Source organism: Roseomonas sp. SRI_022, from assembly GCF_057586215.1.
This window is the reverse complement of record NZ_JBYCZL010000001.1, coordinates 276,817-297,582: the sequence shown is the minus strand read 5'-3', so window position 1 is coordinate 297,582 and position 20,766 is coordinate 276,817. Positions and strand designations below refer to the sequence as shown.

General features: G+C 66.9%; 26 protein-coding genes. 16 read left to right on the top strand and 10 right to left on the bottom strand.

Translation table 11 applies throughout. The annotated features are described in order from the left end of the window. Positions 1-9: 9 nt before the first annotated feature. The 7 genes from AC2YHJ_RS01415 to AC2YHJ_RS01385 form a co-directional block, all read right to left on the bottom strand. Entirely contained in the window at positions 10-1,353 is a 1,344-nt protein-coding gene (locus AC2YHJ_RS01415; protein ID WP_487393514.1) for an ATP-binding protein, read from the bottom strand. Beyond that, positions 1,353-2,090 carry a response regulator gene (locus AC2YHJ_RS01410; protein WP_487393513.1) on the bottom strand — a complete coding sequence of 246 codons (738 nt, stop codon included), beginning with the start codon at positions 2,088-2,090 and terminating at the stop codon, positions 1,353-1,355. Before AC2YHJ_RS01410 ends, AC2YHJ_RS01415 begins: the two co-directional genes overlap by 1 nt. A 41-nt stretch (positions 2,091-2,131) precedes the next feature. Next, the gene (locus AC2YHJ_RS01405; RefSeq protein WP_487393512.1) at positions 2,132-2,821 is read right to left on the bottom strand and encodes a copper resistance protein B; all 690 of its coding nucleotides are present in this window, start codon (positions 2,819-2,821) and stop codon (positions 2,132-2,134) included. A gap of 32 nt (positions 2,822-2,853) precedes the next feature. After that, entirely contained in the window at positions 2,854-4,653 is a 1,800-nt protein-coding gene (locus tag AC2YHJ_RS01400; RefSeq protein WP_487393511.1) for a copper resistance system multicopper oxidase, read from the bottom strand. Between the two features lie 15 nt (positions 4,654-4,668). After that, complete coding sequence (locus AC2YHJ_RS01395; protein ID WP_487393510.1) at positions 4,669-5,232, bottom strand: cupredoxin domain-containing protein; 564 nt, start codon at positions 5,230-5,232, stop codon at positions 4,669-4,671. 650 nt (positions 5,233-5,882) lie between these two features. Beyond that, entirely contained in the window at positions 5,883-6,290 is a 408-nt protein-coding gene (locus AC2YHJ_RS01390; RefSeq protein WP_487393509.1) for a hypothetical protein, read from the bottom strand. 347 nt (positions 6,291-6,637) lie between these two features. Beyond that, complete coding sequence (locus AC2YHJ_RS01385) at positions 6,638-7,354, bottom strand: hypothetical protein (RefSeq protein ID WP_487393508.1); 717 nt, start codon at positions 7,352-7,354, stop codon at positions 6,638-6,640. Positions 7,355-7,818: 464 nt separating this feature from the next. Here AC2YHJ_RS01385 and AC2YHJ_RS01380 point away from each other — a divergent pair, with 464 nt between their 5' ends. From AC2YHJ_RS01380 to AC2YHJ_RS01370, 3 genes are all read left to right on the top strand, one after another. Next, positions 7,819-9,087: a tyrosine-type recombinase/integrase gene (locus tag AC2YHJ_RS01380; protein ID WP_487393507.1), complete on the top strand. Its 1,269-nt coding sequence runs from the start codon at positions 7,819-7,821 to the stop codon at positions 9,085-9,087. Between the two features lie 571 nt (positions 9,088-9,658). After that, a complete protein-coding gene (locus tag AC2YHJ_RS01375) occupies positions 9,659-9,883 on the top strand; it encodes a hypothetical protein (protein ID WP_487393506.1) in 225 nt (74 codons plus the stop codon). Beyond that, positions 9,870-10,154 (top strand): hypothetical protein, encoded by a 285-nt coding sequence (locus AC2YHJ_RS01370; protein WP_487393505.1) that lies wholly within the window; start codon positions 9,870-9,872, stop codon positions 10,152-10,154. Before AC2YHJ_RS01375 ends, AC2YHJ_RS01370 begins: the two co-directional genes overlap by 14 nt. Positions 10,155-11,692: 1,538 nt before the next feature. Here the strand turns inward: AC2YHJ_RS01370 and AC2YHJ_RS01365 are convergent. The 3 genes from AC2YHJ_RS01365 to AC2YHJ_RS01355 form a co-directional block, all read right to left on the bottom strand. After that, entirely contained in the window at positions 11,693-11,863 is a 171-nt protein-coding gene (locus tag AC2YHJ_RS01365; protein ID WP_487393504.1) for a hypothetical protein, read from the bottom strand. A 471-nt stretch (positions 11,864-12,334) separates the two neighbouring features. Beyond that, on the bottom strand, positions 12,335-12,478 hold the full coding sequence (locus AC2YHJ_RS01360; protein WP_487393503.1) for a hypothetical protein: 144 nt from the start codon (positions 12,476-12,478) through the stop codon (positions 12,335-12,337). A gap of 87 nt (positions 12,479-12,565) precedes the next feature. Continuing rightward, positions 12,566-12,718 carry a ribbon-helix-helix protein, CopG family gene (locus AC2YHJ_RS01355; protein ID WP_487393502.1) on the bottom strand — a complete coding sequence of 51 codons (153 nt, stop codon included), beginning with the start codon at positions 12,716-12,718 and terminating at the stop codon, positions 12,566-12,568. A 130-nt stretch (positions 12,719-12,848) separates the two neighbouring features. Between AC2YHJ_RS01355 and AC2YHJ_RS01350 the strand changes: the two genes are divergently transcribed. The 13 genes from AC2YHJ_RS01350 (at position 12,849) to AC2YHJ_RS01290 (ending at position 20,765) form a co-directional block, all read left to right on the top strand. Beyond that, positions 12,849-13,145, top strand: coding sequence for a hypothetical protein (locus AC2YHJ_RS01350; protein ID WP_487393501.1), 297 nt, complete (start codon positions 12,849-12,851; stop codon positions 13,143-13,145). Beyond that, positions 13,142-13,513, top strand: coding sequence for a hypothetical protein (locus tag AC2YHJ_RS01345; protein ID WP_487393500.1), 372 nt, complete (start codon positions 13,142-13,144; stop codon positions 13,511-13,513). The genes AC2YHJ_RS01350 and AC2YHJ_RS01345 overlap by 4 nt, the downstream gene beginning before the upstream one ends. Then, on the top strand, positions 13,510-13,704 hold the full coding sequence (locus AC2YHJ_RS01340) for a hypothetical protein (protein ID WP_487393499.1): 195 nt from the start codon (positions 13,510-13,512) through the stop codon (positions 13,702-13,704). Before AC2YHJ_RS01345 ends, AC2YHJ_RS01340 begins: the two co-directional genes overlap by 4 nt. Next, positions 13,701-14,216 carry a hypothetical protein gene (locus AC2YHJ_RS01335; RefSeq protein ID WP_487393498.1) on the top strand — a complete coding sequence of 172 codons (516 nt, stop codon included), beginning with the start codon at positions 13,701-13,703 and terminating at the stop codon, positions 14,214-14,216. Before AC2YHJ_RS01340 ends, AC2YHJ_RS01335 begins: the two co-directional genes overlap by 4 nt. Next, on the top strand, positions 14,213-15,139 hold the full coding sequence (locus AC2YHJ_RS01330) for a hypothetical protein (RefSeq protein ID WP_487393497.1): 927 nt from the start codon (positions 14,213-14,215) through the stop codon (positions 15,137-15,139). Before AC2YHJ_RS01335 ends, AC2YHJ_RS01330 begins: the two co-directional genes overlap by 4 nt. Positions 15,140-15,204: 65 nt before the next feature. Further along, positions 15,205-15,408, top strand: a complete 204-nt coding sequence (locus tag AC2YHJ_RS01325) for a hypothetical protein (RefSeq protein WP_487393496.1) — start codon at positions 15,205-15,207, stop codon at positions 15,406-15,408. Between the two features lie 146 nt (positions 15,409-15,554). Next, the gene (locus AC2YHJ_RS01320) at positions 15,555-15,737 is read left to right on the top strand and encodes a hypothetical protein (RefSeq protein WP_487393495.1); all 183 of its coding nucleotides are present in this window, start codon (positions 15,555-15,557) and stop codon (positions 15,735-15,737) included. Beyond that, on the top strand, positions 15,734-16,237 hold the full coding sequence (locus AC2YHJ_RS01315; protein ID WP_487393494.1) for a hypothetical protein: 504 nt from the start codon (positions 15,734-15,736) through the stop codon (positions 16,235-16,237). The genes AC2YHJ_RS01320 and AC2YHJ_RS01315 overlap by 4 nt, the downstream gene beginning before the upstream one ends. Next, positions 16,234-17,178: a DUF7146 domain-containing protein gene (locus AC2YHJ_RS01310; RefSeq protein WP_487393493.1), complete on the top strand. Its 945-nt coding sequence runs from the start codon at positions 16,234-16,236 to the stop codon at positions 17,176-17,178. Before AC2YHJ_RS01315 ends, AC2YHJ_RS01310 begins: the two co-directional genes overlap by 4 nt. Beyond that, entirely contained in the window at positions 17,136-18,440 is a 1,305-nt protein-coding gene (locus AC2YHJ_RS01305; RefSeq protein ID WP_487393492.1) for an AAA family ATPase, read from the top strand. The genes AC2YHJ_RS01310 and AC2YHJ_RS01305 overlap by 43 nt, the downstream gene beginning before the upstream one ends. A gap of 236 nt (positions 18,441-18,676) precedes the next feature. Continuing rightward, positions 18,677-19,303: a hypothetical protein gene (locus AC2YHJ_RS01300; RefSeq protein WP_487393491.1), complete on the top strand. Its 627-nt coding sequence runs from the start codon at positions 18,677-18,679 to the stop codon at positions 19,301-19,303. 104 nt (positions 19,304-19,407) lie between these two features. Then, positions 19,408-20,028, top strand: a complete 621-nt coding sequence (locus tag AC2YHJ_RS01295) for an HK97 family phage prohead protease (protein WP_487393490.1) — start codon at positions 19,408-19,410, stop codon at positions 20,026-20,028. Beyond that, a complete protein-coding gene (locus AC2YHJ_RS01290; RefSeq protein ID WP_487393489.1) occupies positions 20,025-20,765 on the top strand; it encodes a hypothetical protein in 741 nt (246 codons plus the stop codon). The genes AC2YHJ_RS01295 and AC2YHJ_RS01290 overlap by 4 nt, the downstream gene beginning before the upstream one ends. Position 20,766: the final 1 nt, after the last annotated feature.

Here is a 20,766-nt window from a genome sequence, read left to right as displayed (position 1 = left end):
TGCTCCTTCCTATCCGGCGCCCGGCAGCGTCAGGGTCGCGACCAGGCCGCCGCCGGCGCGATTGCGCAGCACCACGATACCACCGTGCCGCTCCGCCACCTGGCGCGCGATGGTCAGGCCGAGGCCCGAGCCGCCCGATGCCGGGTCGCGCGACGGGTCCAGCCGGCGAAACGGCTCGAAGGCCGTCTCGATCTCCGCCTCCGGAATGCCGGGGCCATCATCCTCGACCGCGACTTCCACGAAGGTTCCGTGATCCCGCAGCGTCACGCGCGCCGCGCCGCCATACTTCACGGCGTTGTCGATCAGGTTGGCCAGCGCGCGCTTGATGGCAACGGGGCGGCAGGCAAGCCGCGCCTGGGATGGCCCGTCATAGGACACCGCGCGGCCTGCATCGGTGGCGTCGTCGCACAGCGTCTCCAGGATCGCCGCAAGGTTGGTCACGCGCGGCTGTTCCTGCTCCGCATCGCCGCGCAGATAGGCGAGCGTCGCGGTGATCATCGCCTCCATCTCATCAAGATCGGCATCGATCTTCCGCTGCGCGTCCTGGTCCTCGATGAAGCCGGCCCGCAGGCGCAGCCGAGCGATCGGTGTGCGCAGATCGTGGCTCACTGCTGCCAGCGCCTGGACGCGGTCGGCGATCAGGCGGTCGATGCGGGCCTGCATGCGGTTGAAGGCCTGGGCCGCGTGCCGCACCTCGCGCGGACCGTCCTCCGGCACCAGCAGGGTCGGGCCCGGGCGCCCGATGCGGTCCGCGGCGACGGCGAGGTCCCGCAGCGGGCGCGCGATCAGCCGCACGACCAGCAGGGCGAGCAGCAGGATGCCCAGCCCCATCGCGCTCGTGGACAGAAGCGTCGCGTGCTCCACCACGGTCGGGCGGAACAGCGCGGCCGCGAAGTTCAGCCAGGTCCCGTCCGGCAGTTGCAACGCGCCGACCAACTGGTGGCTGGTGCCGCCGCGGCCGACCGGACCGCCTGCCGTCTCATCGGCATAGCCGACGCGCATGCCGCGTTCGGCAAGGCCGGGTTCAAGTTCCAGCAGCCGCGCGCGCACGGCTTCGATGCGCGCGCTCGTCTCATCGGTCAGGTGCACCGTGGCCATGGGCGTCCAGTGCAGGTCGAGCCCGATCGAGGAGAGCGCATGCGCCATGCCGTCGCGATCGGCCGGCGGCAGCCCCGCCACCGCGCGCTTCGCCGTCGCGAGGCGTTCGGCGAGCTGATGCTCGCGCGTCGTGCCCAGCACGGCATCCGTCCCGGTCTGGTGCAGCCACAGGCTACCCAGGTGGAAGGCGAGCAGCCCGACCAGAAGGACCAGGACGATCCGCCCGCCGAGCGTATCGGGCAGCAGCCGCCGCATCACCCGCGCGTCACGGCGGGGATGAACATGTAGCCGGCGCCGCGGACGGTCTTGATGATCGCCGGACTGTCGTCGGTCGGCTCGACCTTCCGCCTCAGCCGGCTGACCATGACATCGACCGACCGGTCGATGCTGTCCGAGACCCGGTTGCGCGCCAGGTCCAGAAGCTGGTCGCGCGTCAGCACGCGCTGCGGGTGCTCGCAGAAGGCGAGAAGCATGTCGTATTCGCCGCCCGACAGATCGACGATGCTCCCGTCCGGTGCCGTCAGCTCGCGTCGCCTGGTGTCCAGCGACCAGCCCGCGAAGAGGATGCGGTCCCCCATCGCGCCCGCCGACCGGGTCTCCTCGACCGGCTGCGCGCGCCGCAGCACCGCGCGGATGCGGGCCAGCAGCTCCGGCCGGCTGAACGGCTTCGGGATGTAGTCATCCGCGCCGAGCTCAAGGCCGACGATGCGGTCCGTCTCGTCGCCACGCGCCGTGACCATGATGATCGGGACCCGCGTCTTGGCGCGCAGGGCCCGTGTCAGGTCGAGGCCGGATTGGCCCGGCAGCATCACGTCGAGCAGGATCAGGTCCACCGGCGCATGGCCGAGCGTCTCCCACATCTCCCGGCCATCGCGCGCGCCCGTCACGCGATAGCCATTCTGGCGCAGGAACTTGGCGATCAGCGTGCGCATCTCGCCGTCATCCTCGACGACGAGAATATGGGCCTCATGCGCCATGATGTCGGTTGCCATGGCAGGAAGTCTCTCCGGTCGGGGCGGGTGTCCGTCCCCCCTTAGAATAGAGAACGAATGCCGATGACGGCGTAGGTGATCGAGGTCCGCTCCCCGTCCTGGCGGGCCTCGCTGGCGGTCCTGCCGAGAAGGCGTTCCCAGCCGACCTCGACATAGGGCGCGAATCTGGGGGTGAATTCGTACCTCAGCTGAAGCGACAGCTTGATATCGGTGAAGCCGGCGTAGGTTTCCATCTCCCGGTCATCGGCCGACTGCACGTTGGTTTCAAGGCGAGGCCGGAGGTACATCCCCGGCCCGGAATCGCCAAACACCTCGCGCGCGATCAACAGCTCGGTCGAGAGTTCGAGCCGGCCGAGTGCTACGCCCTGCTCGCTCATATACGCGGTGGCCTCGACCTCATAGAAATTCGGCGCGATGCCTGACAGGCCGATGGCCGCATAGTTGCGGTTGGTGGGAAAGAAGTCGCGCCGCCAGCCGACATTGACGTCCCAGAATTCCGCTATGGGCCGGTTGTAGAACAGCTGGATCTCCGCGTCCTCGGTCTGGCCGCGCACCATCTCGCCTTCCGTGCGGAAGAAGATGCGGTTCTCGGCAGTTCCGACGCGAGCATCGAAGTCCCAGCTGAAGCGATCGCCGGGCGAGGATCCGCCCCAATCGAGGTTGTTCAGGCGGAAGCGCGAACTGATCGCATCGTGGTTGTGCGCGAGGGCGGGCGCGGCGGCGGCGAGCATGGCGGCAACCGCCAGGGACGACAGAGCACGCATCAGCCGGCACTCACGAGCCGCGCGGGTTCAACGATGAAACGCGTCATCATCCCTGCTTCCATGTGATAGAGAAGGTGGCAGTGGAACGGCCAGTCGCCGACCTCGTCCGCCGTCAGCAGGACTGAGGCCTCGGCACCGGGCCGCACCAGCACGACATGCTTGTAGGGCAGCCGGTTTCCGGCACCGTTCTCGAGTTCCATGAACATGCCGTGCAGGTGCATCGGGTGGGCCATCATGGTCTCGTTCACGAAGCGGATCCGCACGCGCTCGCCTTCGCGGGTGCGGATGGGCTGCTCCATACCGAACGGACGGCCGTCGATCGTCCAGTTGTAGCGGTTCATCTGCCCGCCAAGTCGCACCACGATCTCGCGCGATGGCGCGGGAGCATTGCTCCTCGCGGTCGTGCTGCGAAGGTCAGCGTAGCGAAGCGCGCGCTTGCCGGGCGGCGTGCCAGCGAATTCCCATCCCATCGCCCGGCCACCGACCGCGGCGCCAGGTGCTGGCATGGCGTGACCCGCGTGCGGGTTCGCCGCTGCCGGGGGAGCGCTTGGCATCGGCATGGCGTGGCCGGCGTGTGGATTCGCCGCGCCGGCGGGAGCCATCGGCATGGCATGCCCCGCATGGGGATTGCTCGCCGGCGCGGACGGCGCCGGCATGGCGTGTCCGGCATGGGGATTGGCGCCACCGCCCATGTCCATGCCGCCATGCGCCATGCCCATATCGGCCATGGTCAGCACAGTGCGCGGACGCAATGCGGGGATCGGCCCGCTCATGCCCTGCCGTGGCGCGAGCGTGCCACGCACGAAGCCGCTGCGGTCGATCGGCTCGGCCATGATGGTGTACGCGCGCGCGTCCGTCGGTGTGACCAGTACGTCATACGTCTCGCCAATGCCGATGCGGAATTCGTCGGCCGGCGCAGGCAGGACCGGCATGCCGTCGGCGGCGACCACCAGCATCCGGAGCTCCGGCATGGCGACGTCGAAGATTGTCATTGCGGACCCGTTGATGAAACGCAGCCGAACGCGCTCGCCTGGGTTGAACAGTCCGGTCCAGTTGTCGTCCTTGCCCTTGCCATTCACCAGGAACTGATACCCGGTGACATCCGCGAGGTCGGTGGGGTCCATCCGCATGTCGCCCCAATCCATGCGGTCGCGGATCGTTGCCCCCAAACCGTCCCGACGCGTGTCGCGCAGGAAGTCGATGAAGGTGCGCTGGCCTCGATTGTAGTACCCCTCGCGTGCGCGGAGGTTGCGGAAGATCGCCTGCGGCGACTCGCGGCTGTGGTCTGACAGCAGCACGACATAGTCGCGCGCGAAGGTCGTCGTCTCCGGCCGTGCCGGCTCGATCACGATCGCGCCGTACATGCCCGCTTGCTCCTGGGAGGAGGAGTGGCTGTGGTACCAATAGGTGCCCGCCTGACGAAGACGGAAGCGGTACGTGTAGGTCGCGTTCTGTTCGATCGCGACGAAGCCGTTGAAGCCAGGCGCCCCGTCCATGACACCGGCGAGCAGAAGGCCGTGCCAGTGGATGGAGGTCGGCTCGTTGATCCTGTTGGTCACGCGGATGACGACTTCCTCGCCTTCGCGCCACCGCAGCGTCGGCCCCGGTATGGAGCCGCCGATGCTGATCCCGTTGCTCGTGATGCCATCAACGGTGATCCGTGTGCGTTCGACCGCGAGGTCGAGCTCGCTATTGGCCGACGCAAAGGAGCGCCGGCCAGGATAGGCAGTGACGACGCCGGCGGCTCCGGCGGCGACGCCCAGGCGGAGTGCATCTCGTCGAGAAAGAACTGCCGACATCGTCATGCCCTCCGATCAGCGGCCGGTGACTTCGAGATCGGCGCGCATGCCGGATTCGTAGTGGCCAGGGATGTTGCAGGCGATCTCGATCGTCCCGGCGCGATTGAACCGCCAGGAGATCTCGCCGGTCTTGCCCGGCTCGACCAGCACGGTGTTGGGGGCGGTATGGCTCATGGAGTGACCGCCAGGCCCGCTCATCGTGAGGCTGACGATGCGCTCCGGCGTGATCATCCCGTGCTCCATCATCATGGCCATTTCCGGCCGATGCGCGGCATGGACCTCCGCCGGCGCAAAGCTGAATTCATGGAGGAACTGCCCCCGATTCACCGCCACGAATCGGATCGTCTCGCCCGCACGAACCTGAATGCGGCGCGTATTGTACCGGTGGTCGGTCATCTCGACGCGAATGACGCGGCCCTGCCCGCGCGGCGCGGGCGACCCCAGCAGCTGCGCATTGTTGCCGTGGCCGCCCGGGTCGGCTGCGGCGGGCAGCGATGCAATCGCGGCAGGAAGCGCGAAGGCTGCAGCGAGGCCGAGCATGAGCGCACGGCGGTTTCGAACGATCACGGGCATGTCCATGTCCTCGGGAGTGGCGGGGCAGGAAGCGCCCCGTACGAGAGACATGCCCGCCGAGTTTTGACGCAAGACAACCGCTTCATGACAAAGTATTGCCGGCCAGGCGAAGCGACAGGGGATCGCGACGCGGAGCGCCCGGGCGCATCAGCCGCGCGAGGCGCTCCGCCCCGGCGCGGTCATTGCTGGCGCTGCATCATCCGCTGATGGTCCGCGGCGCTCATCGCCGGCATGGCTTGGCCTTGCTGCATCATGCGCTGATGCTCGGCGGCGCTCATTCCGGGCATGGCGGAGGCCGGGCCTGACGCCGCGGGCGGGCTCGTGACCTGCGGGGAGCAGGCAGCCAGGCCTACGGCGGCCAACGCCGCCATTGATGCCGAAAGACGATGCTTCATGGTCCGGTTTTCCTTCGCGATTCTGCTGCGCCTGGAACAGCCGCATCAGTCGCCGCGCCCGTGCCGGCACGGGTCAGGTCGCCGATGCTTCGGGTCGCACGATGAGCCTCGACCGTTCCAGAACCTGCAACGATGAGGGTCGCGCCGGAGTATGATCCTGGTGCTACCAGGTGATGACAAAGTGTTGCCGGCGATGCGAATCGCCAGCGGCGCCGAGCGCCCGGCGCCGCCATCGTGATGATCCTGCGAGTGCCCGACGCTTCAGCGCAGCGATCGCGGCAGGGCCTCGAAATTCGACAGTGCCGGATTGTGCCGGCCGGACAGGTCGGGAAGCGCATGGGATGCGCGGGCGGCCGCCGCATCGTCGTACTCGATGTCGACGCTCTCCCCGCTGTTGCGGACATTGCTGACCGGTCGCGACGTCACGCTCCGCAGCACATTCGTGTCGTAGATCGGCGCGAAATCGGGCGATGGGCCGTAGCCAATGACACGCGCGGTCGTGACGGGTGTGGCGCTGGTATTGTAGAAGGGCAGGCGCATCGGGCCGACCGGCGTGACGCCAAGGGACACCACCGGCGCGCCGTCCGCGATGGCGGGAAGCGGCGCTGCAACGGCCAGGCCGCCGGCGGCGAGTGTGGCAAGCGCAAACGACCTCGCCTTGGTGAACATGGGCAGTTGCTCCTTCAATCGGGCGCGGGTGAAATCCCACGCCTTGCAGGAACAAAATCGCTCAGCGGCATTGCACGCGTTTGGCTCAACCATATCAAAGCATGAGCGCCACGCTGGATTGTGTCCGCGCGGTCAGTTTGTGACTTCGCGATGTTGCAGGGATGCGCTGCGTTCTGCTGCTGCACGGCGAGGGAAGAAGCACCCACGCGGCCAACGCGATCGGCCGATGCCGACAGTCACTCGGCAGCGGGCGACGCCTGGACACCAGACGCGCGAGCGAGGGGAAGGCGCGCCCGCCTAGCGCGTTCCCCGCGAAGAATTGGCGGTCGGCGTCCTCAGCGAGGCGGTCACGGGCAAGTCGGATCCACGCGCCGCGATCCACACATCCGTCGCCATTCCGCCGCCATCGCATCGACCGCGGCGAGATCTCCGTCGCGCCGCAGGCCGACACAGGCCCTGTCGCCAAGAATGAGGCCCCGCAGCGTCGTCGCGATGAAACCCGCCTGGTCAAGCAGTGCGAGCGAAACACGTGCTCGGGCCGCCTCATCTCCCTCCAGGTCGCCTCGGAGCCGGATTGCTCGCCGAAGCGCCGGCCCGGCATTCCGCGCCCAATGCTGGTCGCGCAGGTCGCAACGCATGGCGAGCGTGCCAATCACCGCCTGCCAACCAAGACGCACCAACCCCGGCGATAGTTCTGGCAGCGGTGCCGCATCCTCGCGAAGCGGCGGTAGGTCCCGGGCATCGAGCCACGGCGGTCGCGCCCGGTCATCGCTGCAAAGCGCTCGACCAAAACGCGCGAAGAGCAGAGGGCCGAGCTGTACGGACAGCGCGGCTGCCGCCATCCCATCCCGTTGGGCTTCCGGTGTGGCATTCCCCTGCTGTGCCGAGGCTACCCGTCGCGCCAGTGCCGCTGCCCAATCCTCATCATGCCAGCCGCAGGCCGGGGCCAGCGAGACCAGCATTCCTGCCCGCGCCCAGGCAGCACTGAAATGATTTGCCGATGGCTGCGCGGTGACGGCTTTCGGCATCAGAAGCACGACAAGGAGGAGGACGCGGAAAGCCATCCTCACCCGATAGCAGCGCGCAATCTAGGCCACGAGCGATCCACGTCACACGCGCATCCTGGCCGCCTCAGTCCGCGCCGCCGGATGGTTGGGGGCTTGCTTAGAGCCGGTTCGCGCCTCGGAACAATTCGGGGCGGCAGCGAAACTGCACGTGAAGGCCGAGCGGCGGGAAGAAGGATCGGAACGCCTGACGGACAAGCGTCGGAACGACTTGCCGCTAAGTCCTTGATAATGGTGCCGGCACGCGGATTTGAACCGCGGACCTACTGATTACGAATTGGGGGTTCACCCAATCCGCTCGCGTCCCGGCGCGTCCCTATCCGTTCTGCATTGCCCGCCTAAGCCAATAGATACCTTGGGTTTTCTGCCATCGACTGACTATCAATCCGTCCTGTATCGTCCCAATCTGTTCCGGGCTGACGGGTCGTTGTTGAAGCCCCGGTGAAGCCCCCGAGGGCGACGAGATGGCAGTGAGGCTGACTGAAACGGCGATCCGGGCAGCCATGCGCGATGCCGCGTCGGCAGGGCGGCGGGAGCTCGTGGACGCTGGCATGGCGGGTCTGCGGCTGCGCGTCTCTCCCCCGTCAGGCCGCACCCCGCAGCCGGCGGCTCGGTGGACGCTCGCTGTGCGCGATCAGGATGGCCGCATGCGCCGCTATCCGATCGGCGACTTCCCTGCCATTGGCATCTCCGACGCGCGCCGCGAGGCAGAGGCGTTGAAGCAGCGGGTGAAGCGCGAGGGCGCGGATCCCGTGGCTGATCGGCGTCGAGCCCGCGCGGTCAATCAGGACGCGAAGGCCGGAGTGGGAACCCTTGCCGCGCTCCTCGACATGTACGGGGGCCCCATCAAGCCGGATGCCGATGCCGCCGCGATGAAGGTGATCGGTCCAGGAAAGTCTCTGAAGACGTGGCGACCACAGCGGCAGTCCATCGAGGCGGTATTCAAGGCCTTCCTGCCGAAGCCTCTCGCGTCGCTCACCGCGACCGATCTTCAGATGACGGCGGATGCGTGGCCAGCAGCCGGGAACGCTGCGGCGGCGGTTCGCTACCTGAGGCCGATCCTGAAGTGGGCTGCCGCCCGCCAGTACGTCCCGCGCGAGGTGACGCTGCTATCACAGCCACTGGCGGTGAAGCCTCGACAACGTGTGCTGTCGGCGAAGGAATTGGGTCTCCTTCTGCCTGCCCTAATCGGCAGTGCCAACGCCTACCGCCAGGCGATGCTGTGGATGCTGCTGACGTTATGCCGGCGCGAGGAGGCTGGCGCAGCGACCTGGGCCGATGTGGACCTCGACGCGGGCGTGTGGCGCATCTCAGAGACCAAGAGCGGACAGCCGCACGCTGTATCACTGTCTCGCCAGGCGCTTGCCCTTCTCGCCGGGCTGACGCGCCGCAAGGGGGCGGCGCTGATCTTCGCTAACGCGGCAGGCGGCCGGCTCGCCAACTGGGATCGCGAGACCAAACGCTTGCAGGCGGCGACGAAGACAAGCGGCTGGCAGCGCCACGACCTGCGGCGCACCGGCGCGACCATGCTGGGCGACCTCGGCATCGAGCCTCACGTCATCGAGGCCGCTCTGAACCACACCGCCATCCATTCGCAGTTGGCCGCGACCTACAATCGGGCGCGCTACGCACCAGCGGTGAAGGTGGCTCTGCAGCGCCTAGCCGACCGGATCGACGGCATTGCGGCCAGTGCTGGGGAGGTGGAGCCGTTGCGGAAGGCGCCTGGGCCATAGCGGCGCGACCGAGGATCTGCTGCGGCGGGGCCCTGGTGCCGAGGGCGCCGGCGTTGGTGAGGGCGGTGCGAAACGCGGGGAGCAGTAGAAGCCGGCCCCGGTCTTCCCCTCTCACGCGAATGTGCGCCATGCTGATTATCCGGGAAGGGGAGATTCGGATGGCACGAGGAATGGCGCTGCTGGCTACGTTGTTAGCTGTGGCCGCGGTTGCCGGGTGCTCCACCACCCCTACCACCCTCGCCAATGCTTCCCACGGCCGCCGGTTTGCCTATGCAGACCAGGCGCCAGGGACGGTTATGGTCACCGTCATCCGAGATGGCGGCGTCATGGGTGCCGCGTGCGCGACTGATATCGCTGTAGACGGCCGCCCCGCCGGTAGTGTGGGCGCTGGCCAAGCCATCCAGCTGCACATCCCGGCGGGAGAGGTCATCATCAGCGCGAGGCAGGGTGGCTTGTGTGCCGGAGGACTGGTGGAGCGGGAGGCGAACCTCGTAGTCGGCCGCTCGCAGACCTTCCGGGTCGCGATGGACCACAACGGCGGGACCGCGCTCTATCGCACGACAGCCCGGTAGTGACCCGCACCCTCCCCCTCGCGACCCTCGATGAAGGGGAAGTGAAGCGCGTGGCGACGAACCGGCCCAGGACCCGCGCGCCGCGGCTGGTGCCAGAGCCGACGCCGCCGGAGGTCGCCCGCGCGCTGGCCCTGTTCGGCGGGCTGTCGCCACGCGGCCAGGCGGCGGCGATGCGGTTCATTGAGGTGCTGACGAGGGATGAGGGGAAGAATGCCGGAACTTAAGCCGCCCGAGGCTTTCCAAGCCGCTCTTCACAGATCGTTTCTGCACGGCCTCAAAGCGGCGGCGTTTATCGTGATGCACGTGGTCCTTGCGCTGGTTATCATCGCAGCTATGTCCATAGTGCACGCGGTGCTTCACTACGTGGGCGATCCAATGATCTATGATCGCATTCCTGTGAAATACCTCTTTGAAACTGCGGAGGTCGGGATACTCTTCTTTTTCGCGTGGGAAGGGACGAAAGATGCAAGACGGGCCTTCCGAAATGACCACTAGCCGCCGGCCGAACTGGCCGACGCCACGGTACATGCTGCGCCGGCTCGCTGCGGGCCTCCTTGTTGGCGCAGTGGTCCTTGCCATCGCGCTCGTCCTTGTCTCTTTTTGGACGCACCCGACGCTTGGCTTGGCGGCCATTGCCGGCTTCCTCGCGGGACGCAGATCCCCAGAGGTCGTGCAGCACGCCTTGGTGGGGATGGCTTGGATGAGGGGCGTTCTGTCCGGCATGCACACGCACAACGGGCACAGGATCTAACCCAGCCCGCGCCCCCACCCCGCCCGCGCGAGCCGGCGGGGTTTTTTGTGCCCGGAAGGCACTTCCGTCGATTGGGTTCAGGGTGAACCCTATCCACCGCCATTAGCTACGCTTGGCGCGCGCTCACCCCGGGCGCCGCAATGTCAGGCGCCCCCCGGCGTAAGTGCAAAGGACCTCGTAACCCGTCATCACGGCTCGCCCGTCGTTCAGTGACCTATGGGCAACTGGGGGGCCAACGGCGATCGGACGGTGCACGTCGCAGAACTCGGACGCGACCGACAGGGCGGTTTGCTCGATGCTTGTGATGTGAAGTGCGTCCCCCGCTCGACATCTCATTGCCCGCAGATCTGAGTCTGCTGCCCGAAGCCGCACTTCAATATCTTGCTGTGGATCACGACCGAACGGTCCCATCCCGCTGAACCCGATTCGGCACAACGACGTCGGCGATTGTGCTTTCGCCGGCCCGACGACAGAGGCGGCCACCAGCCATGCGGCAATGGCGTACATGGCGGTGCGCATTCTCGTCCTGCCCAACTGCTCGGCCATGAGCCTACGCAGAGCGAGGCGGTTCCAGCCAGTGCCGCGCGTGCCCCGTGTTGGGGCGTCGGCCGCGCCGTGCTCGGGAGCGTGACGACCGCGTGCAGCACTCGTACCGCGGCGGCGTTCCCTTCCTCGTGGGCCACCGCGAGGAAGCGTTCGACGACGTCCGCAGGCGCCGGATAATCTATTAGGTTGAGTTTTGTGTGTAAAAAGCGCGTCACCAGCGATGCCGTTTGTTTGTTCAGGTGTTGGCGTAAGGTGGTCCCGCCGCGCTTCCGCCCCGTCGCCGGGACCGTCGGCCCCGGCTCGCCAGGGGCTTCGGGCCCGCCGCGCACCTCGCTTTCGGGACCGATAGAGCGACGCGTCCTGGGCGCCTCCGTTGCCTCGTCGCCGCGGCGCTTCATGTCACCTATGCATCGCGGCGATAGGCGTTGCGCCGTGTCAGCCCTTCAGGTGCCCGTGCTGCACCAGCCATTCGCGGAGGATGCAGTCGCCGGCCATTCGCGCAGCCTCATTTGACCTCGACGCGATACCACTCGCGCAGGGCGCCGAAGCCCCGGCTTGCTCCCATGCCCATCGTGCCCGTGGCAGCCGCGTGGCAGGGGCCCCAGGACGTGAACCCCGGAACATGTTGAACTGCGATGCCTTGCTGCGTGACGAACACAAGGACGAGAACCCAACTCATCGCATGCGCGCCGGCTGCCCTGCCTTCAACCCTGCCTCGATCAGCCGACTCACGGCCCTACTCCCGTCTTCGCGACCGCGTCTTGGGCTTCGCGGCGCCTGACCACAATGCGCGCACCTCGCGCAGCGCGGCAGCCGTCGCAGCGGCGTGTTGCCGTCGCGCGGCGGCGATGGCGAACCCGCGCCCTGTATTGGCGATGCGGTTCGCCGCGCTGAGCCACAGCGACATGAAGGGGTTCCTGAAGCCTCGCGCCATGAACAATCCTCCCATCTCATCCTGGGGAGAACACTGGGCGCCACTACTCGTTGCCCGCTCGCCCGTCGGTTGCGCGCATGAAACGGTGAGGTGTGTGGATAAGGTAGCCGTGAGGGGATAGTGTCAGTCGGTGGAGGACCCGCATGCCGACGCCCGATGGATGACCGGCGCTTCTACGCACTCCTCGCCGCAATCGTCGTCGGGGCGATGCTCATGACGGTTTGGTTGATGCGGTGAGCCAAATTGTCCTTACGCGGCAGTCTCCCAGTCACGGACGCCGGGAGGCGATTTCGGCGGCGAGGGCATGAATCGCTGTCCTTGGGTCCGTTGACGCTACGCCTTCCCCCTCATCGACCGGAAGGGCCGCGACCTCACGATGGTGCTGGAAGGTCAGAACTTCGCGGCGCCGCGAAGTTTTCGAATCTGCGCGAGACCGATTCGGCGTCAGCTTAAGATCCAGATTGCGAACACCGACAAGGTCAGCCCCATCGCCAGCGTGAGGATCAGAAATCGAGCGTCCGACATGGCCGTCAGCCCCATCAGCCCCGACGGCGCCGGATGGTGGCGCCGGGCGGCGAACTTTAGCATATCCGAATGCAGCCCTGCGAGAGATGCGGACAGCGCCGGTCGGAGGAACTTGGCCTGCTCTTTGCGTTTGGGGCTCGGTCTGCGACGTCACGCCTTCAGATGCCCGTGCTGCACCAGCCATTCGCGCAGGATGCGCTCGACCAAGTAGGACACGCTGCGGTCCTCGGCAGCAGCGGCCTTGGTGATCGCTTCCTTGGTGTCGTCATGGATCCTGAACGACAGCACAGCGTCTTTCACCATCTATTACACTCTCTCACAATTCGCTTGACGTGTTCGTGGACATTGTAAGAGCATGTAGGCGGCCAGACAAGGAGCTTGCACCTCCCCGCCCGGCCTAACCGCAACCGCGACCTTTTGGGAGATCGCGACCATGGCTGATGCTGCCCATAGCACGCCTGCCCCTGGGGCTGGCCAACTCCCCCGCAACTTCGCCGACCACATGACGCACTTGTCGAACGTGATGGGCGCCCTTCACCTCGCGATCGATGGCGTCGTCGGCTGCGAGGGGGAGCCGAACGAAGCAGCCATGGGCGGCCTCGGCTGGCTGGCCGGATACGCGCGCGGCGTGGTCGAGGGTCTCCATGCGCTGGCCCACGAGGAGCGGCCGCGGTGGATCATCCTCGCCGAAGCCCAGGGCCTGCTGCGTGACTTGGAGGCGCAGTCGTGAGCGCCGCACAGACCCCCGCAGTCGAGGCCATGCGACAACGGCATCAGGCGGTGATTGACGGGGCATCGATGGGCGAGCTCGTCGCCTGCGGGCGGATCTTCCACGCCGCCATTAACGTGCATGGGCGGGGATTTGAGGATGATGACTTTTTGGCGTTGGCATCGTTCGACGACGTCATGTCCGAGGTCATTGCCCGCCGGCGACCGGCTTCGTTGCAGGAATTCGCGGCGAAGGTCGCGTATCTCCTGGGGCGCATCGAGGGCGAAAGCATGTCGGATGACGCTACCGAAGCCGTGCTGAACGGGCTCAAGGAGGATGCGGCGCTGCTCTGTACAAGGGATGCACAGCGTCTGGAGGTGGCCGCATGAGCGCGACCACGTCTTACTCAGACCGCGATCTTGCGCTGTTCCGTAGGGGGAAGGCCCTGTTCAAAACGGCTACGACCGCGCCGGGCGGGGCGGAAGCAGAACGGGCCTTCGCCGAGTTCAACGCCATTGTGCCGGCCTTCCTTGCCGCGGAAGCGCGGATAGAAGCCGCGCTTAGAGAGGCACCGGCATGAACGCTCCGATCCCGCTCCTGACTTGGCCCGACCGGGCCGCACCTCGCCCGGTCCTGTGCCTCGATCTGGCACGCAAGGTTGGCTGGTGCGCCGGAGTTCCCGGCGCACATCCCAGCTACGGCACCGTCGAACTTCAGGGTCGCTCGCATGGCGTCGTCTATGCCGACCTCGTCCGCTGGATCCACGCGCTGATCCGGCAGCATCACCCGGCGGAGATCGCCATTGAATCCCCGCTCGGCAGCGGCGCCGGATCCAGTACCACGCGGCTCGCCTATGGGCTGGCCGCGCACTTGTCTCTGCTCGCCTATCAGCACGGCATCCCAATGCGCGAAGAACCTGTCTGGCGCACCCGTCGCGACGTCATCGGGCGCAGCGACTTCCCGGCCGGCACTGCGAAGTCGGAGGTCATCGCCTGGTGCCGCGCGCATGGCTTCGCGCCCAATGATGACAACCAAGCCGATGCCATAGTGCTGTTCAAGGCGATGGAGGCGGAGCAAGGCCGCAAACGATGAAAAGCCCCCCGCGTCCGCCGCCCGGCGCTGAGTTCGACCTCATTGAGATGTACTTCTCCATGAGTGCGGAACAGGCGGAAGCCATCGCTGGCGCTTCCGAACTTCCGTTGCTTCGGACATCCGCGCAACTCGCCGAAGCCCTGAGCGCGATCGCGAACCGATGGCTCCTGCACGTTACGGCTCAGGAGTTGGGAGGACTGCCCCGTGGCGCGCCTCCCTCAGAACGCGCGACGTGGTGCGATGGCGTCGCGCGCGCCGCGGATGACTTGTTGGTCCAACTAGGGGCGGGCCGCGGCGCCGACGACCGTTACCCCGTAGTGACGCGGATCCGCAGCGGCCAATACCGGACTCAGATCAATCCTCACAGCCAGATTCAAGCCGCGCTGGGCAACCTTATTGGCTACCGCGAGAGTGACACTCCGGTTGATCAGACACCGGACGACACACTGCTCTCTCTTCGATCCAGCCTCGAGCTGCATTTCGCACCGGCACTCAGCACTGCTACGAAGCCCGGGGAGTTCGGCGAGAGCCGCCGCGTAGATGAGGACGTCCTCAGGGCAGCGATTGCAGCCGTAGCGTTGATCCGCGGCCATGCTCAGCTATCGGCCGCCGGATGGCGGGCACGCGCGAGCAGGCGGGCCAAAGGAGGGCGGCGCCCGAACGCGGCGCGGCGAGCGGCTGCCCATCAATTGGCGGTGGCGTTTGAGTGGGCAACTGGAACGTCAGCGTCACCGCCGACACCTCGAATCAAATTCGCCGCATTCATGAGCGCGTTCTGCGAGTGGATGGCCGCATCAAGCCGGCAGGACAGTCTCGAAGCGTTCGGTGCTGATGGTCCCAATGGGGTCACCATGACGATCATCGAGGACTTGATGCAGGGCACCACCCCGGGGAGGAAACCTCCCCGAAACCGGGGAAGTTGATGTTGTAGCGTCGGGCATCTGGATCCCTATTGTCCATGACCGTTCCCCCTCATTCGGAGCGGTACATGAACCTTCCAGCCCTCATCCCCGTCCCTCGCGTCAAGGACGTGCTCGGCATCCCGCGCACCACGGCGTATCGGCTCGCCGCCGAGGGCCGCCTGCGCATGGTGAAGATCGAGAGTTCGTCTTTCATCACCGGTGAGTCGGCCGCGGCGTTCCTCGCAACGCTGAGCGACGCGCAGCTGCGTCCCGCTAAGGCCGCCGCCTAACCCAACCCCGCCAACGACAACCCCCGCACAGCGGGGCTGGCGGGGGCTGGGAAGGCACATATTCGGGCAACTATCGACACCCCCGATGTAGCGGAACCGGACACCGATTTCCAGCCTGCCGTGCGGCCTTTCTCGAAAGGCACACGATGACAGAAGCATCCCGTCTCAGAGCGTTACTCGCTGAGGCAGCCGAACTGCGCCAGCGCCGCGATCTCGGAGCCGCCGAGGCGATCGAAGCCATGGCGATCGTCTCACTGCGCTCCATCCTCGTCTCCGCCCAGCCGCGACAGGCGAAGCGCCGCAACGCCCGCCGGAGGGCGCGCGCATGATCCGCGTAACCTCTCGCGCGGCGATCGGCAGCATGGCCGCGCGCGCAGGCCAGGTGGGCGAGCCCTGGACAGCCGGGCTGCTGCGCGGCGCCATGCAGGGCGAGATCACTCTTGTCGCTGTGCAGCCGGGGCAGCGCGTCCCTTCCGCCGCGCTTGACCACGATGTGCGGCAGCGGCCGATGGTCCTCCTGCTGTGTGCCGACACGGTGGATCGCGCCGTTGGGCCGGAGGATTTCCCTGGTGCCTGGCGCGTCTTCCGGTGGGCGGCCGCGATCCTGCTTCACGCTGCCGCGGGCGAAGCTGCGCACGCTGAGGAAGTCCTCTGCGCCGCGACAGTGATGCGCCGGATCCTCGTCATCGAATGCGGGACGGCCTCCTTGCCGAGCTGGTTGGGGAACCGCGATCGGTACGCCCCGAACCGCCCCAGCCTGATCATCAAGCCGCGCGATGGCCTTCCGCACCCGATCCAGGGCGCGCCGGCCGGGGTGGTGCTGCAGTGAGCGCCCCTTCCCCTTCCGACATCACCGAGCAACTCGCCGGCAATGTCGAAGCGCTGGCTCGGGAACTGGTTGGCGCGCACCCCACCAGCCGCACCGGCAGCGAGATCCGCTTCCGCGCCAAGGGCAGTCTTGCTGTGGCGGTGTCCGGCTGGAAGCGGGGGTCCTGGTACGACCACGAAGCCGGCCAGGGCGGCGATGCACTCGGGATGGTCGCGCACGTTCTCGGCGTTCCGATGCGTGAGGCCTACCGATGGGCACTGGAGTGGCTCGGCGGCTCCAACGCAGTCGAGCACCAGTTGGAACCGAAACCCGCTGTACGGACTCGCCAAGCCAACGCAGAGGCATCCCACACGCTCGACACCGCCCGGAACGTTTGGCGCGAGGCAGCGCCACCTTCCGGCACCATCGTGGACGCCTATCTGGCTTCGCGCGGCCTGACCGTTCCCGATGCTCCGGTGCTGCGGTTCCATCCTGCCTGCCCACGTGGGTCGGATCGACTGCCCGCCATGGTCGCGCTGATGACCGACCCCGCCACCGGCGAGCCCTGCGGCGTGCATCGCACCTTTCTCCGCGCCGATGGCAGCGGCAAGGCTGACGGCAATGCGAAGATGATGCTCGGCAATGTCGGCGTGATCCGGCTCGCGCCCGATGCGGAGGTGACGATGGGCCTCGGCCTGGCCGAGGGTATCGAAACTTCGCTCAGCGTCATGCAGGGCTTCGGCTGGTCCCCCGTATGGGCGGCTACCTCAGCCGGGGCGATTGAACGCTTCCCCGTCCTGCCGGGCATCGAGTGTCTGACAGTGTTCGCCGACGCGGACGAGGCGGGCCAATCCGCGGCACGCCATGTCGCAGACCGTTGGGCGGATGCTGGGCGCGACGCTCAAATCCTCACCGCGCCATGCGGCGACTTCAACGATCTCGCCCGGAGGTGCGCGGCCTGATGGATGGCATGCCGGACCCGGAAGTCCGCCTCCGCGACGCTGGCGTACGCCTCACGAAAGTGCCTCCGCCAGCGAAAGACACCCCTTGTGCGGCGGCGAGGAAGAGGCAGCCGCTCGACCTTCAGCCCCTCTTGCTGCCGACAGAGCGTGCCATCCCGGTCCGTCGCTGGGTCGGTGGCGTCGGTGCATTCCCGCGGCCGCGCCTCGCATGTCTGGCCGGTCCGCCAGGCGTGAACAAGACCACGTTGGCCCTTGGCGTCAGCGTCGCGCTCGCGGCTGGCCTACCCTACGGCGGTCTCGTGAATCCAGAGGCACCTTGCCGCGTCCTGTTCGGCGGCATCGAGGACGAGATCGCAGAGCTGCGGCGCCGCGGTCACGCCATCGCAGCGTCGATCGCGGACCGACCAGCGCAACGAGATCTCATCAACACCAACCTTGCGGTGATGGACGTCTCCGATTGCGTGCCTCTCTTCCTGGTCCAGCCCGATGGCCGGCTGATCGAAACGGAAGGCGCTGCCCGCCTTCGCGACACTATCGAGGCCTTCCGGCCTGACCTCGTCGTGCTGGATCCGCTGATCGAGTTGCACACCGCCGAGGAAGGATCGAACACCCTCATGCGCCCGGTGCTGCGCGCCCTGCGCAACATCGGTACCGAGGTCGATTGCGTCTTCCTGCTGCTGCATCACGAGACGAAGGCTGGTGAGGGGACCGCCCTTCAACGTCTCCGCGGCGCCGGCGCGATCGGCGGCGCCATTCGCTCCCTCTGGTCCATGCGCACAATGACGGCCGACGAAGCGAAGCAGTTCGGCATCACCGAGGACATGACCGACCTCTTCGTGAAGGTCGAAACCGGGAAGGCTCAGTACGCTCGCAAGCGTCCACACGCTTGGTTCGTCGCCGAGGAGCGCGAGTTGGGCAACGGCGATCCCGCCCACCACCTCGCCCCCTGGACACCGCCCACGGTTTCGATCTCCCCGGAGATGATGACCAGAGCCCTTCGCGCGCTGCGCCAAGGCCTTCACGGCGAACCCTGCTCCACCAGCCCTACTGCTCAGGCCGCGGCGCGTATCGCTATCGAACAGGCAGGCGTCCCCCGGGCCGCATGCGCCGATGTGCTGAAGCAACTCCTCGCCGCCGGAGAAGTCAGCCTCCGACTCTGGCGCGACCCCTCAGACCGGAAGAACCGCAAGCGGCTTTGGGCGCAAGGCAACCCATTCACCGGATGGCATGAGGAGGCGGTTCCCGATGCCCCGCGCCACTAATCCCAGTGGCGCACTTCCAGTGGCGCAGCGGCGCAGATTGGGTGCGCCGCGCCACTGGGGCGCCCTAGGGAAAAACCCTAGTGGCGCACCCTCCCAGTGGCGTCATGCGCACCCTCGGCCAGTGGCGCACTCAACGGCAGGGGCGCGTCGCCCTCCGTCGTCCCTCGCTCCCACAGCCCGGCACGCCCGCCGCGCTGCGTCCATTCACGTCCACCCATCCGAAAGGAACTGATCCCATGTCCCTCATCAGCAAGATCCTCGGACTGCGTCCGAAGGAGAACACGCAGGAAGCATTCGAAGTGTCGCTGAACGACGCGGAGGCGCAACTCGATGGCGCCCGCGCTCGCCTCGCCGATCTCAGCCGCGAGCGCGGCGAGCGGTTGCTCGATGCCAACCCCGAACTGCTCGCGCGAACCGAGAAGGAATTGACTGACGCGCGCAGCGAAGCCGATCGGCTGGAGGCCATGATCCCGGTGCTCCGCCGGCGGATCGACGACATGGCGCGACAGAAGATCTTCGATGAGTCGGTGGCAGCCATCGAGGAAGCGCAGGAACTGGGGGAAGCGTTCAAGGCCTGGTTTCGCTCGCGCTATCCCCAGTTGGCGGCAGAGATGCGCGAGGGGTTTGTTCTCGAAGTCCGTGCTGCCCGCGCGCGCGATGCCGCGATGAAGGCCATCGATAAGGCTGTGAAGGCCGGTCACGAAGCCGGAAAGCTTCCGCGGCCGCCGGCCGACGAACTATGGCCCGGGCAAGTGGAGGCCATGTACGGCGTGTCGGCGTTCGTGAAGCTGCCGCCGGAGAAGGGACCGCCCGGGAGCAATCACGCCAGCTTTTGGCCGGCGGCTGCGGAGCACCTGACATGAAGGCCCCCTTGGACCTCTCCGCCTGGAGAACGCTGCCGGGAAGAATCTGCAGCGTCGCGCCGGCAGACATGCTCTTCAGCGGGGTCGCGCTATCTGGAGCGCCCATGACAACCCCGGCCGGACTGTCCTACCTCCCAGCGATCGACGGATGCGCGCAGGAACTATTGAGCGGTGTGCCCGTGCTGCTCGACCACCGCATGGAGTCCGAAGCCGTCGTCGGCGTCACCGAGTGTGGCTGGATCGACGAGCTTGGCATGTTGCGTGTGATTGTCCGTCTGGCTGCAACTGACCTCGCGAAGCAGATCTGGTTGGCGATCGAGGCGGGGGCGCTGCAGGGCTTGTCATTTACCGTCTCCCCGCTGGAAGCGTTGCAACGGGACGGGGTCATTCACGTTCCCAAGTGGCGTCCGTTGGAACTGAGCATCTGTCCGCTTGGCTGGGACTCCGGCGCGCAGATCGATCGGTTTCAGGACAAGGCGGCGCTCTTGGCCCGCATGGTTCACGAGGTGGAAGAGTCGAATTGTAGGACCACCAAGCTAGTGAACAAGGCGGCCAGCGATCGGGTCGCGTTCATGGAGCGCGTCGCCACGGCGGTGGCCTGCGATCTTGGTGTGGATCCCGCCGAGGCGCGCGCATCGGCGCGACGGTTTGCCATCGAGACTGATCCATCCCTCGCGACGCACATCGACGGCACCGACGCAAATGCGGAGAGGGATGAAGCATGAGCGGACCAGCAACCTTCTCCGTTCCGCATCGGCCCCGCGCAACGGCCGTGCGTCGTTTGGCGCGGCCGCGCTGTCGTCCTCGCGGGTCCTTCCCGGGGGTTGGCGAATACGGGCGGCTTTCGCGCCCGAGTTCCCTAGCCAAAGAAAATTACAAGGGGTTCATCATCATGTTGCCAACTGAAGCCTCCATTGCCGACTTCGCCCGCGCGATTGGGCTGACCGAGAGGCGCGTCGCCACCGTGAAGGCCGAGGGGCGCCTTCCGGTAAGCAGCACAGGCAAGGTGGATCTACCTGCTCTGTTGCGCTTGGGCTGGACGGCCGCACTTGCGGCGAAGGGCTATGTCGAGAAGTTCCCGGAGCCGACCGAAGAGGAACTCGCCGCGGCGAAGGGCCTTGCACCGGGGTTGGCGTTCACAGAGCCCATGCATCGTGGATATGCCCTCGCTGCCCTGATCGCGCTGCATGAGGCGCCGATCAATGCAGCGATCGCCGCGGCCGAGGCTGGCGTGTCACGGGCGCAGGCCGAGCACCTTGCCGATCTACTGCTGGTGATGCTGTTCCAGCAGATGAATGAGGGCGCCGCCAGCGCTGGCCTTCCGGATGCGGGCAAAGGCGGCCCCTTGTACGCGAACCCTACAATCAAGGATTGGCGCTCCGGCGTCGCCTGGCATCGACTGTTCGACGCATCTGGAGCGCCGGCAACCTCGACGCGAATTCCTCAAGCGGAGGAGACCTGAC

Coding starts and splice junctions, on each gene's coding strand:
- AC2YHJ_RS01415 (WP_487393514.1), bottom strand. CDS start 1,353: ATGCGGCGGCTGCTGCCCGATACGCTCGGCGGGCGGATCGTCCTGGTC.
- AC2YHJ_RS01410 (WP_487393513.1), bottom strand. CDS start 2,090: ATGGCAACCGACATCATGGCGCATGAGGCCCATATTCTCGTCGTCGAG.
- AC2YHJ_RS01405 (WP_487393512.1), bottom strand. CDS start 2,821: ATGCTCGCCGCCGCCGCGCCCGCCCTCGCGCACAACCACGATGCGATC.
- AC2YHJ_RS01400 (WP_487393511.1), bottom strand. CDS start 4,653: ATGTCGGCAGTTCTTTCTCGACGAGATGCACTCCGCCTGGGCGTCGCC.
- AC2YHJ_RS01395 (WP_487393510.1), bottom strand. CDS start 5,232: ATGGACATGCCCGTGATCGTTCGAAACCGCCGTGCGCTCATGCTCGGC.
- AC2YHJ_RS01390 (WP_487393509.1), bottom strand. CDS start 6,290: ATGTTCACCAAGGCGAGGTCGTTTGCGCTTGCCACACTCGCCGCCGGC.
- AC2YHJ_RS01385 (WP_487393508.1), bottom strand. CDS start 7,354: ATGGCTTTCCGCGTCCTCCTCCTTGTCGTGCTTCTGATGCCGAAAGCC.
- AC2YHJ_RS01380 (WP_487393507.1), top strand. CDS start 7,819: ATGGCAGTGAGGCTGACTGAAACGGCGATCCGGGCAGCCATGCGCGAT.
- AC2YHJ_RS01370 (WP_487393505.1), top strand. CDS start 9,870: ATGCCGGAACTTAAGCCGCCCGAGGCTTTCCAAGCCGCTCTTCACAGA.
- AC2YHJ_RS01365 (WP_487393504.1), bottom strand. CDS start 11,863: ATGTCGCTGTGGCTCAGCGCGGCGAACCGCATCGCCAATACAGGGCGC.
- AC2YHJ_RS01360 (WP_487393503.1), bottom strand. CDS start 12,478: ATGCTAAAGTTCGCCGCCCGGCGCCACCATCCGGCGCCGTCGGGGCTG.
- AC2YHJ_RS01355 (WP_487393502.1), bottom strand. CDS start 12,718: ATGGTGAAAGACGCTGTGCTGTCGTTCAGGATCCATGACGACACCAAG.
- AC2YHJ_RS01350 (WP_487393501.1), top strand. CDS start 12,849: ATGGCTGATGCTGCCCATAGCACGCCTGCCCCTGGGGCTGGCCAACTC.
- AC2YHJ_RS01340 (WP_487393499.1), top strand. CDS start 13,510: ATGAGCGCGACCACGTCTTACTCAGACCGCGATCTTGCGCTGTTCCGT.
- AC2YHJ_RS01335 (WP_487393498.1), top strand. CDS start 13,701: ATGAACGCTCCGATCCCGCTCCTGACTTGGCCCGACCGGGCCGCACCT.
- AC2YHJ_RS01330 (WP_487393497.1), top strand. CDS start 14,213: ATGAAAAGCCCCCCGCGTCCGCCGCCCGGCGCTGAGTTCGACCTCATT.
- AC2YHJ_RS01325 (WP_487393496.1), top strand. CDS start 15,205: ATGAACCTTCCAGCCCTCATCCCCGTCCCTCGCGTCAAGGACGTGCTC.
- AC2YHJ_RS01320 (WP_487393495.1), top strand. CDS start 15,555: ATGACAGAAGCATCCCGTCTCAGAGCGTTACTCGCTGAGGCAGCCGAA.
- AC2YHJ_RS01315 (WP_487393494.1), top strand. CDS start 15,734: ATGATCCGCGTAACCTCTCGCGCGGCGATCGGCAGCATGGCCGCGCGC.
- AC2YHJ_RS01305 (WP_487393492.1), top strand. CDS start 17,136: ATGCGGCGACTTCAACGATCTCGCCCGGAGGTGCGCGGCCTGATGGAT.
- AC2YHJ_RS01300 (WP_487393491.1), top strand. CDS start 18,677: ATGTCCCTCATCAGCAAGATCCTCGGACTGCGTCCGAAGGAGAACACG.
- AC2YHJ_RS01295 (WP_487393490.1), top strand. CDS start 19,408: ATGACAACCCCGGCCGGACTGTCCTACCTCCCAGCGATCGACGGATGC.
- AC2YHJ_RS01290 (WP_487393489.1), top strand. CDS start 20,025: ATGAGCGGACCAGCAACCTTCTCCGTTCCGCATCGGCCCCGCGCAACG.